General features: G+C 36.3%; 15 protein-coding genes. 11 read left to right on the top strand and 4 right to left on the bottom strand.

Annotation, left to right across the window (positions count from 1 at the left end; translation table 11 throughout):
• Positions 1 to 2 precede the first annotated feature (2 nt).
• The 6 genes from ABN080_RS02940 to ABN080_RS02915 all read left to right on the top strand — a co-directional run bounded on the left by ABN080_RS02940 (position 3) and on the right by ABN080_RS02915 (position 7,243).
• The gene (locus ABN080_RS02940) at positions 3 to 1,025 is read left to right on the top strand and encodes an NAD-dependent epimerase/dehydratase family protein (RefSeq protein ID WP_349440302.1); all 1,023 of its coding nucleotides are present in this window, start codon (positions 3 to 5) and stop codon (positions 1,023 to 1,025) included.
• Complete coding sequence (locus ABN080_RS02935) at positions 1,022 to 3,271, top strand: penicillin acylase family protein (protein WP_349440301.1); 2,250 nt, start codon at positions 1,022 to 1,024, stop codon at positions 3,269 to 3,271. The genes ABN080_RS02940 and ABN080_RS02935 overlap by 4 nt, the downstream gene beginning before the upstream one ends.
• Positions 3,272 to 3,274: 3 nt before the next feature.
• Positions 3,275 to 4,693: an AmmeMemoRadiSam system radical SAM enzyme gene (gene amrS, locus ABN080_RS02930; RefSeq protein WP_349440300.1), complete on the top strand. Its 1,419-nt coding sequence runs from the start codon at positions 3,275 to 3,277 to the stop codon at positions 4,691 to 4,693.
• Between the two features lie 4 nt (positions 4,694 to 4,697).
• Positions 4,698 to 5,939 (top strand): lipase/acyltransferase domain-containing protein, encoded by a 1,242-nt coding sequence (locus ABN080_RS02925; protein WP_349440299.1) that lies wholly within the window; start codon positions 4,698 to 4,700, stop codon positions 5,937 to 5,939.
• 203 nt (positions 5,940 to 6,142) lie between these two features.
• Positions 6,143 to 6,457 (top strand): antibiotic biosynthesis monooxygenase family protein, encoded by a 315-nt coding sequence (locus ABN080_RS02920; RefSeq protein ID WP_349440298.1) that lies wholly within the window; start codon positions 6,143 to 6,145, stop codon positions 6,455 to 6,457.
• Positions 6,458 to 6,538: 81 nt separating this feature from the next.
• Positions 6,539 to 7,243 carry an ArsR/SmtB family transcription factor gene (locus tag ABN080_RS02915; RefSeq protein WP_349440297.1) on the top strand — a complete coding sequence of 235 codons (705 nt, stop codon included), beginning with the start codon at positions 6,539 to 6,541 and terminating at the stop codon, positions 7,241 to 7,243.
• Between the two features lie 67 nt (positions 7,244 to 7,310).
• Here the strand turns inward: ABN080_RS02915 and ABN080_RS02910 are convergent, their stop codons facing one another.
• The gene (locus tag ABN080_RS02910; RefSeq protein ID WP_196553076.1) at positions 7,311 to 7,856 is read right to left on the bottom strand and encodes a toxin-antitoxin system YwqK family antitoxin; all 546 of its coding nucleotides are present in this window, start codon (positions 7,854 to 7,856) and stop codon (positions 7,311 to 7,313) included.
• A 601-nt stretch (positions 7,857 to 8,457) separates the two neighbouring features.
• Here ABN080_RS02910 and ABN080_RS02905 point away from each other — a divergent pair.
• Positions 8,458 to 11,448, top strand: a complete 2,991-nt coding sequence (locus tag ABN080_RS02905; protein WP_349440296.1) for a DEAD/DEAH box helicase — start codon at positions 8,458 to 8,460, stop codon at positions 11,446 to 11,448.
• Positions 11,449 to 11,649: 201 nt separating this feature from the next.
• On the opposite strand, the gene ABN080_RS02900 is transcribed toward ABN080_RS02905, so the two are convergent.
• Positions 11,650 to 12,051 carry an SRPBCC family protein gene (locus ABN080_RS02900; protein ID WP_349440295.1) on the bottom strand — a complete coding sequence of 134 codons (402 nt, stop codon included), beginning with the start codon at positions 12,049 to 12,051 and terminating at the stop codon, positions 11,650 to 11,652.
• 264 nt (positions 12,052 to 12,315) lie between these two features.
• On the opposite strand from ABN080_RS02900, the gene ABN080_RS02895 reads away from it, so the two are divergent.
• The 4 genes from ABN080_RS02895 (at position 12,316) to dhaT (ending at position 17,449) form a co-directional block, all read left to right on the top strand.
• A complete protein-coding gene (locus ABN080_RS02895) occupies positions 12,316 to 14,091 on the top strand; it encodes a hypothetical protein (protein WP_349440294.1) in 1,776 nt (591 codons plus the stop codon).
• A 202-nt stretch (positions 14,092 to 14,293) separates the two neighbouring features.
• Positions 14,294 to 14,572, top strand: coding sequence for a hypothetical protein (locus ABN080_RS02890; RefSeq protein ID WP_349440293.1), 279 nt, complete (start codon positions 14,294 to 14,296; stop codon positions 14,570 to 14,572).
• Between the two features lie 229 nt (positions 14,573 to 14,801).
• Entirely contained in the window at positions 14,802 to 15,923 is a 1,122-nt protein-coding gene (locus ABN080_RS02885; protein ID WP_349440292.1) for a ribosomal protein uL16 3-hydroxylase, read from the top strand.
• A 362-nt stretch (positions 15,924 to 16,285) separates the two neighbouring features.
• Positions 16,286 to 17,449, top strand: coding sequence for a 1,3-propanediol dehydrogenase (gene dhaT, locus ABN080_RS02880; RefSeq protein ID WP_349440291.1), 1,164 nt, complete (start codon positions 16,286 to 16,288; stop codon positions 17,447 to 17,449).
• 185 nt (positions 17,450 to 17,634) lie between these two features.
• On the opposite strand, the gene ABN080_RS02875 is transcribed toward dhaT, so the two are convergent.
• Complete coding sequence (locus ABN080_RS02875) at positions 17,635 to 17,889, bottom strand: hypothetical protein (protein ID WP_349440290.1); 255 nt, start codon at positions 17,887 to 17,889, stop codon at positions 17,635 to 17,637.
• A gap of 72 nt (positions 17,890 to 17,961) precedes the next feature.
• Complete coding sequence (locus tag ABN080_RS02870; protein WP_072068038.1) at positions 17,962 to 18,264, bottom strand: hypothetical protein; 303 nt, start codon at positions 18,262 to 18,264, stop codon at positions 17,962 to 17,964.
• Positions 18,265 to 18,438: the final 174 nt, after the last annotated feature.

The raw sequence follows: 18,438 nt of genomic DNA, 5'->3' as shown, positions 1-18,438 counted from the left end.
CATTGAATAAACGGAAAATATTTATCACAGGTGCTAGTGGATTTATTGGCTCTTACTTATTGCCCAAACTTGCAGAACTTGGTGATGAATTAACGATACTATGTCGCGAAACTCATAAAAATCACTCTTATCGTCCAGCATTACCAAGCGGTACTAAGGTGGTGAAAGGCGATTTATTGCAACCGAATACCTACCGAGAAGCGTTGAGTGGACAAGATATCATTATTCATTTAGCTGCTGATTATCGAGTAGGCATTGCACCGACACGTTCAGAACATCAAAAAATGTATCAAACCAATGTCACTGGCACATTGAATTTACTGAATGAAGCCAAAAAAGCACAAATCTCTCAGGTTTTATATACCAGCACAACGGCAGCATTAGGGGAAACAAAGGGGTTATTACTTGATGAGACTCATCGTCACAATGGTTATTTTCGCAGTTATTATGAAGAAACTAAGCAAATCGCTCACGCATTAGTCGAGCGTCACCAGCAACAAGGAATGCCAATTAAAATTGCGATTTGTGGTGGTGTATTTGGTGAAGGTGACAATAGCGTTTTAGCACAGACGTTATCTGCTTTTTTCAATAAAAAAATTCCTTTTCAAATCAGCACAAACAGTACCTTTCAACTTTGCCATGTTGAAAAACTATGTGATGGATTATTGCGATTACTGGCCTTAGATAAACCACAAGAAACGGTTCTGTTTACAGGTGATGTTTTTTCTATGCCTGAAATTTTCACACTGTTAAGTGAAATACAAAAAACACCACCACTACCTGCAAAAGATCGCCGTAGTTTGTGGCCATTAGCATGGTTGATGGATAAATTATCTATGCTAGGTCTTACCATGCCACTTTCTTGTGAAGCACTACGTATTATGGATGGAAGCACTTATACCTATTCATCTTATAAGGCAGAGCAACGATTAGGATGGACAGCAGCAGAACCATTAAATGACTTTAAGGATTATGCCCAAAGCGTTGCTAACCAATGCACATTGATGAATAAGGAGCCAAAATGAAGCCAAGGTCGCTCACTTCACAATGGGGTAACGTGACGTTGTCACTAGAAACGGAGCAACTGCTAAGTATAAAAGGTGATACGGATAATGCGGTTTTTTATGGGCAAGGCTATGGCGCAGCCTATTTACGTTTGTGGCAACTCGACTTATCTCGTCGAGTTGCTAGTGGTCGCTTAAGTGAAATAATGGGAAATGGTGCGCTTAGAACAGATATTTTTCAACGTAGATTAGGATTAGTCGAGTTAGCCAAAATTGCAGAGCTTAACGATAAAAATGCACCGAAGGATAGCTGGCAGGCGACACAGTTTCAACATATCACTGCGTATATTGCAGGTATAAACCAAGCCATTAGTGATTTAAAAATCAGACCTATAGAATGCTTATTATTGCGTTACCAACCTGAAAAATTCACCACGACAGATAGCTACCTCTTAGGGCAATTGAAATACTTTATTAACTCAGCATGGCAATATGAGTTATTTAATACCCGCTTAGCAAATCGGCTTACAACATCTCAACATCAACAACTTTTATCTACCTTTAGTTTTGAAGGCAATCAAATTCCACCATTACCTTTAAATGAACAGGGGGAATATTACCCTGAAGTAATTGCAACGTTTAAAGAAGGGCTAAAAGGCCTACAGCACTTAGGATTAGCCTCGCCTGATACGGGTTCTAACGTGATTGCAGTGAATGGTTCGTTTACCGCATCGGGTAAACCGATATTAGCAGCCGATCCGCATATGGGACATGTTAACCCTAGTTTTAATCTGTTATGTCGCTTAGAAAGCGATGAAGGATTAAGCGTAATGGGTTCACATTTCCCTGGTTCACCAGGCATTATTGTGGGACGTAATTCCCATGCAGCTTGGGGAATGGTCGGTATTATGGCAGATAACCAAGATTTATTTTGGGGGCGTATTGATTTAAAAAATGAGAAGGTTGAAACCATCAATGGATGGGAGGCATTAACCAAAAGAACACATACCATTGGTTTAACCTCAAAGCGTCAACATACTTTCGTCACTTATGATTATTCACAAGGTCGCTTAATGTCTGAAAAAGCGGGCTATGGTCTATTTTTACGCTGGCCTGCCTTAGATGATCCAAGTGGCGATATTACTTTTTATCAGCTTGCAAAATGCCATAACTGGACATCATTTCGAGAGGCTTTAAAGCATGTAAAAAATTCCCCTATGATGGTGGGATATGCCGATATTTACGGCGATATTGGCTTACAGAGTATGGGATATATTCCTAAGCGTGATCGTGAAATTGGCAGTTTAGTATTGACCCTAACGGAGCCATTACATCAGTGGCAAGGTTATGTTCCTTTTGATGATTTACCCGCCGAATATAACCCTGAACGGGGATATGTTCTTTATGCCAATCAATATAGCGAGTCTCTTTTTAATGGGAAACCTGCACTATCTAATCGCTGGCATCCACCGACAAGAGCGTTGCGTATTGAAGCGCTTATTCAACAAACAAAAAAACATACTGTTGAGACGTTTTGCCAAATCCAAGACGATAAAAAAGATGTTTTTGCCCAACAAGCACTCGCTTTTTTGCTCCCTTATGTGCCTGAAGATAAAATCCTTTCGCAGTGGGATGGCGATACTCAGCAATTAAATGCCTCACGATTTTTTGATGTGTGGACTCAACATCTTACTGACAAGGTATTAGGCAAGGTATTAAAAAGAGGATCACGTGCTCTGTATACGGATTTTTGGCCAAGTTGTCGCTGGAGTATTCTTAATATTCTGCAATACCATCTTCAAGATTGGCTGTTTGAAGAAAAAGAGATCCCCATATTAATTCGTGAAACCTATGCCAGTGCGTTAATCGCTAGCCAAAAAATGGAACGCCCTTATGTTGAATTCCAGCATAGTATCAAAAAGCCCTTATGGCTTAATCGTCTATTAACTGGACGTTATCTCTATCAAGGTGGCAATCGTGAAACTGTTCACGCGACACGACAAAATGCAGACTTTTTAACGCAATCTCAAATAGGGAATAGCGACACCATTAAAACTAAGCCATATACGTTTGGCCCTGGTTTTAAACTGATCGCCCATTTAACGCCACAAGGCGAATGCCATTATTTAATTAATACACCGGCAAAAGGCCATCCTTTTAGCTGGTCACTACGTCATGTCTTGAAATACTGGCAAACAGGTAGCCGACAAAAAACCACTTTGCCGCTTCGTGGAAATAACCATCATTGTAATGATAAGAAGGAATAACTCATGGTAAGAATGAAGCAATGGCAACAAACAGGGCATCCTGCGCGCTTATGGCACCCAATTTCAAACAATCGTATTCAGTGCGAGCTTTGCCCACGAGCCTGTAAAATTAATTTAGGCCGTACAGGAACTTGTAAACTAAGACGCAATGAGAATGGTAGTTTAGTCACGTTAAACTACGGTAAATCTGTTCCGATGACACAAGAGTCGATAGAAACCGAAGCGGTATATCATTATGCACCGGGTGAACGTATCTTATCGTTAGGTAATATTGGCTGTATGCTACGTTGTGATTTTTGCCAAAATTGGAGTACAAGCCAAGCTCGTTATGTGCAAGACAGCAATGTGGCGTATTACAGTCCAGAGGATGTGGTCAATTATGCGTTAAAACATAATATCCGAGTTTTGTCGTGGACTTATAATGATCCAATTGTTTGGCATGAATTTGTTATGGATACGGCGAAGCTTGCTCGCGAACATGGCTTAAAAAATCTCTATAAAAGTGCATTTTATATCAGTGAGAAAGGTATTGATGAATTACTAGGTGTAATGGATATCTTTAGTATTTCATTAAAATCAATGCAAGATAGTTTTTATCGTAAACATACAGGAGGGCGGTTACAGCCCGTTCTTGACGGTATTAAACAAGTTTATGATGCACGCAAATCCGCAAATAGTCCGCATCTTGAAGTCTCTAACTTATGTGTGACAGGACGTAATGACTCATTGGAGGAAGCGAAAAAAGTCACGGATTGGATGCTTAAATATCTTGATGCAGATATTCCTTTGCACTATGTTCGTTTCCATCCTGATTACCAATATCGACACGTTGAACGCACATCAATTCCTTTTTTAGAACAAGCTCGCCAGCAAGCCTTAAACGAAGGTATACGCTATGTTTACGTCGGAAATGTGTTTGATACAGACAGCGCAAACTCTTATTGTCCTGAATGCCATACCTTATTAGTTAAGCGAAGTGGGTTAATTGCACAATCTCACTTAGATAATGGGCAATGTCCTCATTGTCATTTTCAGCCTTCTATTATTTTGCCTTGGGCAGGATCTAACACTGATAAATTATCAGCACATATCCCTGATGGTTTTATCTGTATTACACATCCATTCCGTGGCCCTGTTCAGGCTTGCCATATTGAACAAAAAAATGAGTCACCTATTTACTATCAATTTATTACAAAACAAGGTGAGCCTGTTGGCCCAATCAGCACCAACAATTGCCATCGCTTTATGCTGTCCAAAAGTAGTCCTAAAGCAGAGGGGATCTGCCTTTATCATCACAAAAATGAACCTTGCCAACTGTTTGAGGTTTACGATCGTGCTCATTTCCCTGTTACTGAAGCCGAAAAAACTCATTTTGGTAGCGAAAATGTGCCTATCACGCTTATTCCATTAAAAGGACGCTAAAAATATGCCACTCAATAGAGGATGGTCATTAATACGTGCTCAGCTTATTGCGGCTCAAATTCGTAAAGCGAAACTTGATGATAAAGTACCGAATCTTCCTATTATCTATTTACCGGGAATTTTAGGAACTAAGCTTTTTGATAGACAAAAGCAGGCCTTTATTTGGGGTGATCATCGTAGTGTTTTTACAGAAAGTGATTATGAATATGAACATCCCAACGCTCAGTATTCACCTCGCGTATTAGCCACCGAGCAATTGCACGCATTTTCGATTGTTCCTTATTTAGTGAGCACACTTGTCACTCAAGAGCTTAAAGATGTGCTTGAAACAGCATTAGGTTATCGTGAAGGGCAAGATCTGTTTTTCCTTGCCCATGACTGGCGAGCTGATCATCGATTGCTGGTGGATGCTATTGATAGAGAAATTAATCGACTGAAAACTATTTTTGGTGAGAACCAGCCTTTTATTTTTATTGCACAATCTGCATCTAATCTCGCAATACGCTATTGGTTACGCCATACCACGCCAGAAAATAGAGCATTAGTGGCTAAATGGTATGCTTTTGGCCCACCTTGGCACGGTACATTTCAAGCATTATCCATGATGGAAACGGGTTATTACGCAGGAAGCCGCTATCTTCATGGGTTTTCCTCTGATGATGTTTGCGGTTGTCCTTTTGTATACCAATTATTGCCACCTGATCCTGTGGTAATAGATAGCTACGGCAGAACGTTAAGTGATTTTGATATCTATGATGAAGCATGTTGGGAGCATTATCGCTTAGGCCCTTATAAAACATCGATCAGTTCAGCACAAAATCAACGAGTAAGAGAAGCGTTGGTACAAAATTTACAGTGTGCTAAACGCTTTACTGATGCAGTTTCAGGAATTAACGCAGATGAACAAGCCGTGCCCCAAGTATGGTATTTAAGTGATAATAATATCACATTAAAAGCTGCCATTTATGGAAGAGAACGCTGGTACTTACAAGCGAAAGAGATCAAACGTGAGTTTCCACACTTAGTCACTCAGGCATTAACCGTCGGAGACGATCATTTGCCTTTGGAAGGGTTATTGCAATATTGGCGCGCACCTATCGTACGTGACCGTTATCAACACCCTTGGGGGGAAAGTTTTGCTTTTATTAGCCAAGCATCAACGCATCGCGCATTAATAAACCATACCCCTAATTTACGGAGTTTGGCATTTGATATCGCGACTGAGAGAAGGAACAAAAAAGTATAAAATGAAAAACTATTATATTTACTATTCCTCTTATGGGAATAAATTGTGTCAACTGCATCAGAAGATTTAGTTTTATCAGAAGATGGTCATAGTCTCTTTCTACTTTATTTTTAAAATAGATATTGCTCTCATTTCAACAAATATCGAAGTGTTGTCTATTTTTAATCAATATACTTATCATCACCAAATAAAGGAGAACACTAATGATTGCCGTGATATTTGAAGTCAAAATTAAACCAGGAAAACAGGATCGTTATTTATCTTTAGCGGCTGGTTTAAAGCCATTACTAACGGATATTGAGGGATTTATTTCAATAGAGCGGTTTCAAAGTTTATCAACCGAAGGAAAATTATTGTCACTTTCTTGGTGGGAAAATGAAGAAGCTGTTTTGCAATGGAAGAAAAATATTTTACATAAAAATGCGCAACAAGAAGGTCGAGAGTCTATTTTCGATTTTTACAAAATTAGCATTGCTTCTTTGGCACGTGAATATTCATTTGATGCAGAAAGTCTGTAATTAAATAGACTCCCGACCTTGCTACAATAACGCTATTACACCATTAATGGCATACATGCTACCAAAGAGCTTAAGTTTTAAATGGCTAAATCAAAGATGAAATCAGAATATCAACACACTGTAGAGTCAGCAATAGCCGCTGTGGGTGCGGCAATATCTGATATTTCTAGAGTCAAAATACTTTGTGCATTGATGGATGGAAGGGCGTGGACAGCTACTGAACTGGGGGTTGTAGCTGATATTTCTGCCTCTACAGCCAGTAGTCATTTGTCCAAATTACTGAATGCTGGTCTGATTTCTGTGATATCCCAAGGTAAATACCGTTATTTCCGATTAGCTAACGATGATATTGCAAAAGTTATTGAAAATTTAATGAATTTTTCAACTGAAAATATTTCACAAGCAAAAATTACAACACCGAAAAATCTAAGGAAAGCAAGAACTTGTTATAATCATTTAGCAGGTGAAGTAGCCGTTAATATTTATGATTCACTTTGTCAGCAAAAATGGATAACAGAAGATGGCCATGCTATTACAACGCTAGGTGTTGAGCGATTTAAAAATATAGGTATTGAATTTCAAGCAAAGCATTCACGCAATATTTGCTGTCCATGCTTGGATTGGAGTGAACGTCGTTTTCATTTAGGTGGGAAAATTGGTACGGCTTTTTTTCATTATGCAGAAGCTCAAGCATGGTTAACACGACATCAAGGATATAGAGAAGTAACTATCACCGAGAAAGGTTATAAAGCGTTGATGTTCTACTTTAATATAAAAAAGAAATAACGCGTATTTGAATAATGAAACAAAAACCGACTTTCAGAAATAACAAAAGCCGGTAACTCACATCAGGTTATTTTAAGATTTTAATCTTACCATCTAATACTTGACCTTTATTAATTACTTTTCCGTTTTCATCATATTGAGTTATGACACCAATAAGAGCGCTATTCTCCATATATCCCTGCAAATTAACATTATTTTTAGGTGTATTATGATAATATTTGAAGGCACCATACGGTAAGCCATCACGCATAGCTATTTCACTGTATATGTTGCCGTTAGCCTGATAACTTTTCACTACACCGTTAACTTCACAATTCTTCAGCGGTATGACCATTTTTAATTTACCGTTATCATTATAAGCATTGACGTAACGATCAAAACAACCTTTGGTTACCCATGATTTATATTTAAGTTTCCCATCCGGATAATAACGTAAATATTCACCATCTCTGGTTCCTGGCGGTATAGTTGGCACTGTCAGTTTTGTTGTATTTTCCATCAATTTTATATTACTCAGTGACATCTCTGGATTGTTGCCTAAGCTATAAAGAAAAGCCGAACAACCAGAGAGCAAGAGTACTGAACTCAATATTAAGGGTAGTGCAATTCTCATATTCATCCTCGCATAGTATAAATAAAAATATTCAATTTCTATTTGTAAATATTTATATTCACATTAAATATAATGTTAGCGTAATGGAGTTAAACTAGGTTGAACATAGGAACTAACTGACACAGGCGTATTTTTTTGTGTTTTTTAGAGGGGTAATAATAGAATTAAACAAATCCGACTAGTAAGGTGATAATATAGTTACACTTAAGTAAATATTCTTTTTTTCAGTATTTATAATACATATTTGAAACTTATTCTTTTAGTGATGATTCATTAATTAGATTGGAATTTAGGGTATTTCCAGAAATAGTGAACACAAACGAGCAATTTCCACTAAATTTTAATACAGCTTCAATTTATAAAGATGTTTAGCTGGTATTCTTCTCATTGTCGCTGGTAACCTTAAGTGAGGTATTTGCAATATCATGGGGGATTAATACTTAATATACGGAATTGTGTAATACTATCATTGTAAACAGGATAAATTAGAATATTTCAACCATTAAAGATCTTATATAAAAGAACAGAAAAGTGATTAACTATCCACCTTACTGATTAAGAACTAATCAATATTTTCAACATATCACAAGGAAATTATATTATGGTTAAGCCATATGTAAGGAAAGTTGGAAGAAGCACTATTTCATGGATTCCATTAACGGAAAGTGATTTAACTCCCCAGAAGATACTAAATACTTGGAAGAATAATGACTTTATATTTAAGGAGGAGAGCGCGGATGGTAATAAAAAAGGATTACGCCCGCCTCAGATTGGTGGAATTTATGCAGCGTTAGGACATGAGCGATCTGATAGTAAATCCTCAGCAACAATCGTTATGCCCACAGGGACAGGGAAAACAGAAACCATTCTTTCAATAATCATTGCGGGTAAATTCAATAAAACTCTTGTTGTTGTACCATCAGATGCATTAAGAACTCAAATCTCAAAAAAATTATTGGAATATGAACTCCCACGTAAATTTGGTCTAATTAATTCTTCTACCGAGAATCCTAAAGTTGCAATGATCAACCATGGAATAAAGGAAGATGAGGAGTTAAATGAAATCATTAATGCGAATGTTATTGTTGCTTCTGCCACTGCTCTAAGTCATTTTTCTGACGATGGGATTTCAAAATTAACTAAAGAATGCTCACATCTTATTGTTGATGAGGCGCATCATGTAACAGCAGTCACTTGGGCGAGGGTAAAAAAACAATTTCAAAGGAATAAAATTTTTCAATTCACAGCAACTCCATTTAGAACTGATGGTTCAAGGATAGAGGGGAAAATAATTTTTAATTACCCCTTAAAAAAGGCTCAGGAAGATAAGTATTTTAAACCTATAGAGTTTCATCCTGTAAGAGAGTTTATTGAAGAAAACGCAGATAAAGCAATCGCGGAAAAAGCCATAAGTTTGCTACGAAAAGATCTTGCTAATGGACTTAATCATATAATCATGGCGCGGGCTTCTACAATACCTCGAGCAAAAGAGGTTTTCGCTTATTATGAAAAACACTCTGATTTAAAACCAATTATCATAAACAATACTACTAAGAAGCGAAAGAATGTAATCGAAGATATAAAATCTTGTAAGCATCGAGTCATTGTCTGTGTAAATATGCTTGGGGAAGGTTTTGATTTACCACAACTAAAGATCTCTGCAATTCATGATCCACATAAGAGCATAAATGTTATGCTTCAATTCACAGGCCGATTTACACGAAATACAGTAGGCGTTGGCGATGCTAAATTTGTTGCTAATATAGCTAATGTTGATGTTGGTGAAAGTCTGGATGAACTATACAGAGAAGATTCTGACTGGAATAGTCTTATAAGTGATATCAGCTCACGAAAAATACAAGATGAAAAAGATTATGAATTATTTAAATCTAGATTTTCAAATCCAGGTAAATTACTTGAGCTAGGTTTGACGCCAAATATCAGTACTGTGATTTATAATATGCAGTTATCCAACTGGTATCCTGAAAAAATTTTAAATAGCAAAAATAATAAATTTAATATTTTTGATTCTAACATTAATGATGAAGAGAACTTGCTTGTATTTTCAGTAAAATCTTTTACACCTGTCGGATGGACAGATTCAAGGGAGTTATTCGATGAGTCTTGGGATTTGTATATCGCTTATTACAACAAAAAAAGAAACTTATTGTTCATCCATTCATCAGCTAAAGATGGATTAGTGACAAAATTGGTTAAAATTATTGCTCCAAATGCAACACGCATTCAAGGTGAAAGAATATTTAGAACTTTCCATGGTCTAAAAAGACTTAAGTTACAGAATGTAGGCTTGAATAAAAATAGAAAAGGTTTACGTTACACCATGCACACGGGAACAGAAATCAACGAGCAAATCCCAGACGTTGAAGCTAAAAGAGCCACAAAGTCTAATATATTTGGGAAAGGTTATGAAGATGGAGTTTTAGTAACTATTGGTGGTTCCCATAAAGGGAAAATATGGTCGATGGACAGTGATTCTATAGAGAAATGGGTATTATGGTGTGATAAATTGGCAGCAAAAATACTAGATAACACCATTGATACAAATACGGTGCTTACTACTGCAATGCGCATGGATGAAATTGATGAATTACCGAGTTTAAAAATAATAACTGTTGAATGGCCAAATGAAATACTGAGAAAAAACGAACAAAAAATAATTATAACCTCCAATAAATGGGAAGAGAGTCTTTTATATTGCGAACTTTTATTAGCCAATACCCAGCCCTTGGATAAAAAATCGTTTACTCTGGATCTGAAGACAAAAGATTTTATCTCTAGCATTACAGGAACATTCACAGCCAAAGGAGAGGTTCGATTTAATTCAAACGATAATTTGAAGATAAAATTCGGTGAGCAGAGCTTGCTACTAACAGATTTTTTTAATGAGTACCCTCCAATTCTATTTTTGGAAGACACTTCATTTATCGATGGTGGCTTGAGAGTCCTTCCTCATGAGGATTATGAATATTTGTACTCGATTGATAATGTTGAAGACTGGAAATGGACAGGTGTGGATATATCTGTTGAGTCACAGACACCAGCAAAACTAGCCCAATCCATACAATATTATACTATTAAAAAAATTTATCATGATTACGATTTTATATTTGATGATGATGGTTCAGGTGAAGTGGCTGATATTGTTGCAATTAGAAATATCAATGACACGGAGTTAGTTATTCATTTGTACCATTGTAAGTATTGTTCTAAAACGGGCGGGGTGGCAAAACCAGGAGCTAGAGTGGATGATATATATCAAGTTGTGGGGCAAGCAGTTAAAAGTATCAGATGGTTTTCTAATAAAGAACAACTTATTCTTCGTCTTATAGAGAGAGAAAAGAGACGTCTTGCCAAAGGGTTAGCATCAAGAATAGACAAGGGTAAGTATGAAGATCTAATTCATTTTGCAAGAGTTGCAAGATATTCAACCTTCCAATTGGGTATCTCTGTGGTACAACCCGCGGTTTCAAAAAAAGTTATGACACGTGAGCAACTCATTATTCTGGGTTCAACTGAAGCCTACATCGATGACGTTACAGGTGTTAAGTTACGAGTGATAGTTAACGAGTAGTTCGAAACAGCAAAACTGAGTAGGCGCTCGGCTTTGCTGTTGTATTTGTTGATTTACTGAGAAGTGACGCTGGGATATGAAGTTATTTATTACCATAGTCAATTTAACATAATATACATTATGCGAACTTTGGTATCTAAATATGGGAAGGTGCTGAAATCTCTGATTTGGTCTGGTTGATTGTGTTGATTCATTCTTAACTTAAGGCTTATTTGCCAATGCTTTTTCTAAGTCTCGAATATAGGTTCTTTGTCTTTTCTTCAAATACCACTTCACAAACGGTTTTAATAATATCTTTTTAGATATCACGACTTCCGTAAAGTCGATTTCAGTGACGCCATTATCAGAAGTAAAAACACCAATCCAATGACCTTTGATATTGTCATTCTCCATATCAAACGCCCATCGTTGATATGGTACTTTAGCTGTTACCGTAAATGTGGTCGCAAAGCCATCTTTGGTATGTTCAATAAATTTATGATCGTTTATCACTTCAATACTGAGTAAATCACTTCGCCATTGATAATTTTCTGTCGAGGTAATCACTCGCCATAACTTTTCGATATCGCACTGAAAAGTCGCTTTTATATTGAGCGTTGCCATAAATCCCCTTTGAGTCGCCTTTTCTTATTATTATATATTTTTACTTACTATTTATGTTCGAAAATTAGAAATATGATGCCTAACGCCACCTAATACATAAGAATATGTTATATTAAATTTAGTAAAGGTTTTTGTTGTAAATGATTAATCATTGTGGTTGTTTTTTAGTCATTCGTGTGAAAACCTTGATATAAACCTGAGACTACCCCCGTAGTACATGACGGGGGTTTTTGTGAAAATAGTTATAAATAGGTATTTAACGCAATGCAATATAGAGCTCAAAGTAAGTGGGTAAACCCTGAAAACTTAAAATCCTTATCATATTTTGTTCAGTTACTAGAAGAGTTATTGTTTGACTATACTCATAGCACATACAAACCTTCAATTATGCATGTACCATCTCTTTGTTTTGAAGCTTTAATGACAATAGATGATATTGAAAATGGTTGTATAAATCAGGCTCATATAACCCATATAATTGATGAATTAATAGAGAGTTTAAAAAAAGATAAAATTGCAACAAGTTTATTAACATTACCATTAAATACATTTATAGAACAATTAAAAAGTACATCGCGCGGAATAAATGATAAAAAAACAGTATTAGAACTATTAAATTTGCAATTAAAAAATAATAAATATGAGAATAAATTAAAAGAAGAATTAATTTCATGTATTTATTCAGAATACAATCCTGATAGTATAAGAGAATTCACTAGATTGTTAGTGACACACTTGACACTTCGAGGTGTAAGCAAAGAGTACTTAACTGAGATTATGATTGAGCATTTTTATGAAAAAAAAATAGAATCTAATGATGAAATTAAACAATTTTTAAAAAAAATTCCTAATGATGAAATTGAATTTATAGTGTATTTTAAAGTAGATAAGTCTTTTTTAAATATCAAGAAAAGTATTAAACATTTAGATATCGAAGTATTAGAACGCATTCCAGAAGAATTGAAAAATGATATTTTTTTCAATGTGAATAATGAGAGAGTTATAGTCAGTGTAAAAGATAAATCTTTTGATTATTATAGTGCTAGAAAATCAGCCGAAGATATGCTTAAACTAGCAGCAACTTTACTATCTATATATCATCATAAACAAGAACCTTCATGGGAACTTGAAAACTACATATCATATGGTGATGGAAATCATAAGGTTATCAGCGTAACGATAAACCCTATGCATTTATGTAGAGATCTTAAAATGACAGCGGCAGGTAAAAAATTTGATGAGTTTGCTGACGGTTTTAGCATGTCTTCAGGGTCCTTTCAGAAATTTATTAGATGTGTACAACTACATTCAATGGCACTACGAACAAATTCAGTAGAAAACCAAATATTAAATTTATGGGTTGCTATTGAATCATTAGTTCCTGATGAATTAAAAAAAGAAAAGGATAACACAATTGATCATATAATAAATACAATAACACCTTTTTTAAATATTGTTTACATGGAAGGTTTAGTAAGATCTTTAAGTCATGACTTAAATCGGTGGAATAAAAGTAAATTTACAAAACTAATAAAACCGTTTAATGAAAATAATAACATGGCAAAATCACTGTTAATGGCATTGGCTTCAAGTGAAAAACAAGAATTTATTAAAAAGTTTAAAGAAGAACTTAATAATTATCCTCTTTTAGAGCAAAGGTTCTTACATATTGAAAAATTGGTTTTAAATCCATTAAATATACTAGATGCAATCAAAAGGCATGATAAAAGACTCACTTGGCAAATTAAAAGGATTTATAGAGCAAGAAATAAAATTATACATACAGGAACAACTCCAATGGCAGCGCATAGATTAGTTGAAAATATGCATGAATATCTCGACATGGTACTTGATGAAATAATAAAAATGGCTACAAAGCCAGCTAAAATAAGTTCTGTATCTCAAGGATTTAAAACAATAGATATGAAGTATAAGCATTATTTAAGTGAAATAGAAAAAGCAACTAAAAAACAACAAATATCTGAGAGTGAAAAAATAGAGCAGACAATCAATATTGTTGAATTAATATTTAGTGAATAGACTGATTCGCACAATGCACGCTATATATAAAGACGAACCCTCACCATTCCGGTAAACCCCAACACCATTCTACCGGAATGGCTCAGAACCCTTTTGTAACATAGCGTCACACATTATGCGAACCTTAGTATCTAAATACGGGTAGGCACTAAAATCTCTGTTTTAGGCTGGTTGATTGTGTTAATCAAATAAAGGATATTCTATGGACAACTATCAAGCATCATACACATATAAACATCTCTATCAACAGTATGAAAATTTTATGGCTGCTATTGATAAAAATGAGCATCTTAAAAATGAAGATATCGTGTCATGGCTTAAAGAAATAAGAACTTATATCTTTGATCTTTATCCAGTTGAAAATGTCTTACATAGAGATATCGAAAATGACATTAAAAATTTCGGTTCAAAAACACAAGAAAAAACAATTCAGTTAGCTTGTGCTACCCTAAAGAAAGCTCATGAAGACTACACATTTTGATGACGAATTGTTTTAGCTATCCTTTGTCTCCGACCATCAAGCATATTAGTTGCTGATGGTCATGGGGAAATGGCTTATCAGGGAGCAATCCAATGACCTTTGATTTTTTCATTTTCTAAATCAAACTTCCATCGCTAGTGTTATTGACTGGCATTTGATGCCAAACAAAAATATGACCGCGCATTACTTCTATAATTACCAGCTTATTCCTTTATACAGATGTGGTCACATGGTTAACAAATTGAATCTTAATTGGCCTGAATTTTTAGAAAAATACTGGCAAAAAAAACCTGTTGTATTAAAAAATGCATTTCCTAATTTTGTCGATCCTATCACTCCAGATGAATTAGCCGGTTTGGCAATGGAACCAGAAGTTGACAGTCGTCTTGTCAGCCTCACTGACAACAAATGGCAGGCAAGCCATGGACCGTTTGAAGACTACAGCGAATTAGGTGAAGAAGGATGGTCACTGCTGGTACAGGCGGTCAACCATTGGCATATGCCGTCCGCTGAGTTGGTGAAACCATTTCGCGTATTACCTGAATGGCGTCTTGATGATCTGATGATCTCCTATTCAGTACCCGGAGGTGGTGTCGGACCACATATTGATAACTATGATGTTTTCATCATTCAAGGAATGGGTCGTCGCCGCTGGCGTGTAGGTGATGCCCTGCCAATGCGTCAGTTCTGCCCGCATCCTGCATTACTGCATGTTGATCCATTTGAACCAATTATTGATGTAGAAATGGCACCAGGAGATATTCTATATATTCCACCTGGATTCCCTCATGATGGCTTCACTTTCGAAGATACCATGAACTATTCTGTCGGCTTTCGTGGACCAAATGGTCGTGATTTGCTGAGCAGTTTTGCAGACTACGCACTGGAACAAGATCTAGGTGGAATAAATTATGGCGATCCTAATCTGGCAGTACGCGACAATGCAGGAAAAATGGAAGCTCACGAAGTTGAACGCCTGCGTGCCATGATGATTGAGATGATCAATAAGCCTAGTGATTTTGAACAATGGTTAGGTCGTTTTGCAACCACACCACGCCATGAGCTGGATATTGCTCCCGCTGAACCGCCATATCAGCCAGAAGAAGTATTGAATGCACTGAATGATGGTGAAAAACTGATCCGATTAAGCGGACTGCGTGTCCTACGCATCGAAGATAATTTTTTTGTAAATACAGAAGCTTGGGCTACCAAAGAAACGAAAGGCGCAGATGCGCTGTGCCAGTTTACGGAAGTTGGGGCCAATGAACTCGGTGATGCACTGATGGTTCCAGCCTTTGTTGCAGAATTAACCGAATTTATCAATCAAGGATATTGGTACTTCGACGAATAAACTACGCTTACCAAATATAACATAATAAAACACCTGCTTGCGGGTGTTTATTTTATCGTCTCAGCATTCCTTTTCACTTATACCTCAAGTACCTCAAGTTATTTGGTTTTAGCTTAAAGTTTCTAATATTACTGCTTATATTTCTTTTTTTTCCAAGATATTTAGAAAATCTAGCAGATATTAGATCGAATTCGCCTTTTTCAAAGAAAGCATATCCTGTTGACTTATATCAAATGAACCAAGGTTAAATGAATCGATTCATCTTATTGATAAGCACCTCTCTTGACTTAATAACTAATGCAGTGAAAATGTTCTAATACTTTAATTTATCTGAATAATAATCTGATATTGGAAGGTTTATCATGAGCTATCGTATGTTTGATTACTTGGTACCGAATGTTAACTTTTTTGGTCCAGGTGCTATCTCTGTTGTTGGCGAACGTTGCAAATTATTGGGGGGTAAAAAAGCCCTGCTGGTAACGGATAAAGGTCTACGAGCATTAAAAGATGGCGCCGTAGATAAAACTATTGGTTATCTAAAAGAAGCGGGTATTGATGTTGTCGTATTTGATGGCACAGAACCTAACCCAAAAGACACTAATGTACTCGAAGGTCTTGCAATGTTCCGCAAGGAACAATGTGACATGATAATTACAGTGGGTGGTGGTAGTCCACATGACTGTGGTAAAGGTATCGGTATTGCAGCCACTCATGAAGGTGATCTTTACAATTATGCAGGCATTGAAACACTAACAAATCCTCTGCCACCTATTATTGCCGTAAATACCACTGCTGGCACAGCGAGTGAAGTCACTCGTCACTGTGTTCTGACTAATACCAAAACTAAAGTCAAATTCGTTATTGTGAGCTGGCGCAACCTCCCTTCTGTTTCTATTAACGATCCTCTGTTAATGATCGGTAAACCTGCTGGACTGACTGCGGCAACAGGTATGGATGCGTTAACTCATGCGGTTGAAGCTTATATCTCTAAAGATGCTAACCCTGTCACCGATGCATCAGCTATTCAAGCAATCCGTTTGATTTCTCGTAACTTGCGTCAAGCGGTAGCCTTGGGTACAAACCTAAAAGCCCGTGAAAATATGGCTTATGCTTCACTTTTAGCAGGAATGGCATTTAATAACGCTAACCTTGGTTACGTTCATGCAATGGCTCACCAATTAGGTGGTTTATATGATATGCCTCATGGCGTAGCTAATGCGGTGCTATTACCACATGTATTACGTTATAACCTGATTGCTAATCCAGAAAAATTTGCAGATATTGCTGAATTTATGGGGGAAAATATCACAGGATTATCCATAATGGATGCAGCTGAACGTGCTATTGCAGCTATCGCTCGCCTCTCTGCGGATATTGGTATTCCGCAACATTTAGGTGAGTTAGGTGTGAAAGAGTCTGATTTCCCATATATGGCTGAAATGGCACTTAAAGACGGTAATGCATTCTCTAATCCTCGTAAAGGTAATGAAAAAGAGATCATTGAGATTTTCCGCCAAGCATTTTAATTCTTAAAAAGAAACACTAAAAAGCATTAACCTACAGCAATGTAGATTAATGCTTATTTATGTGTTGATTAACTAACTGGTTATAAAACGCTGGTAGGATCAACTTTATCCACGTTAATGCCATAATTGCCATTGCAAATGGTTCCTTAATCGGAAAAATAAGATCAACAATCAACTCTTAACCTTCAGGGATATATTTTCCAATCTAAGGAACAGAAACCTTCGACAAAATCGAGTAAGTCTAAAATAGTATTTTCATCTTCTATAGCTCTTAATTGATTTAAACAATCTTGCATTATATTTTGAGTCATTCCATTGTACTTATAGGATAAAAGTAACTCCCTTAATACTAATAAGTCTCTATTTAAAGCAATACCCTTTTGTATATCATCAATAAGAGCTTGCTGTTGCTGGTAGTATTGTTGTTTTACTTTATTCATATTTAACCCAAATCTCCCTTCTCGCTCCTTTCTAATCTATAAATAGTTAGCAATAAGTTAGCTTTATCTATTTCAAAATGCTTTCCATTGATCTTGATATTCTAATGGTACTAACTCTTTGTTATAAATTCTCTCGTAATAAATAACCCGGCCATCAAGGCGTAGTTGAGGTACTGTCACAACATCTCTATCAAAAATGGCATGGCGCCAATCTTCTTTGATTAAGCCACGTCGCCATAAGCGGTAATATCGATTTGCTTGTGACTCTAATTTATTGTCTTTTAAAATAACCGATAATGGTGCAAATAGTTGTTGTGAAAGATGATATTTCTCCATCAGCCAGCGTTTATTTCTTTTAATTAACTTTCTTTTCATCGTTATTGGCTCTATTTCCCTTTATGCTATTTCTATCTTAAAGCAACTTATTGAAAAAGAAATGAAGATTTGTATTATGGGCCCGCTAGAGCAGGAAAAACAACATTATCTAAGCAACTTGCAACAGCGTTGTCGTTACCTACATATCCGTTTGATGCTATTTATTGGGATAAT

It is taken from the genome of Proteus sp. fly-1089 (genome assembly GCF_040138965.1).
GTDB classification, from domain to species: domain Bacteria; phylum Pseudomonadota; class Gammaproteobacteria; order Enterobacterales; family Enterobacteriaceae; genus Proteus; species Proteus vulgaris_B.
The sequence above is the reverse complement of the archived record's forward strand: the minus strand, read 5'-3'. Positions and strand labels throughout refer to the sequence as shown.

Bases quoted from the DNA above. Each gene is read 5' to 3' on its own strand.
- ABN080_RS02885 (WP_349440292.1), top strand. From the start codon at position 14,802: ATGGTTAACAAATTGAATCTTAATTGGCCTGAATTTTTAGAAAAATAC.
- ABN080_RS02915 (WP_349440297.1), top strand. From the start codon at position 6,539: ATGGCTAAATCAAAGATGAAATCAGAATATCAACACACTGTAGAGTCA.
- amrS (WP_349440300.1), top strand. From the start codon at position 3,275: ATGGTAAGAATGAAGCAATGGCAACAAACAGGGCATCCTGCGCGCTTA.
- ABN080_RS02895 (WP_349440294.1), top strand. From the start codon at position 12,316: ATGCAATATAGAGCTCAAAGTAAGTGGGTAAACCCTGAAAACTTAAAA.
- ABN080_RS02920 (WP_349440298.1), top strand. From the start codon at position 6,143: ATGATTGCCGTGATATTTGAAGTCAAAATTAAACCAGGAAAACAGGAT.
- ABN080_RS02875 (WP_349440290.1), bottom strand. From the start codon at position 17,889: ATGAATAAAGTAAAACAACAATACTACCAGCAACAGCAAGCTCTTATT.
- ABN080_RS02900 (WP_349440295.1), bottom strand. From the start codon at position 12,051: ATGGCAACGCTCAATATAAAAGCGACTTTTCAGTGCGATATCGAAAAG.
- ABN080_RS02890 (WP_349440293.1), top strand. From the start codon at position 14,294: ATGGACAACTATCAAGCATCATACACATATAAACATCTCTATCAACAG.
- ABN080_RS02935 (WP_349440301.1), top strand. From the start codon at position 1,022: ATGAAGCCAAGGTCGCTCACTTCACAATGGGGTAACGTGACGTTGTCA.
- ABN080_RS02905 (WP_349440296.1), top strand. From the start codon at position 8,458: ATGGTTAAGCCATATGTAAGGAAAGTTGGAAGAAGCACTATTTCATGG.
- ABN080_RS02910 (WP_196553076.1), bottom strand. From the start codon at position 7,856: ATGAGAATTGCACTACCCTTAATATTGAGTTCAGTACTCTTGCTCTCT.
- ABN080_RS02870 (WP_072068038.1), bottom strand. From the start codon at position 18,264: ATGAAAAGAAAGTTAATTAAAAGAAATAAACGCTGGCTGATGGAGAAA.
- ABN080_RS02925 (WP_349440299.1), top strand. From the start codon at position 4,698: ATGCCACTCAATAGAGGATGGTCATTAATACGTGCTCAGCTTATTGCG.
- dhaT (WP_349440291.1), top strand. From the start codon at position 16,286: ATGAGCTATCGTATGTTTGATTACTTGGTACCGAATGTTAACTTTTTT.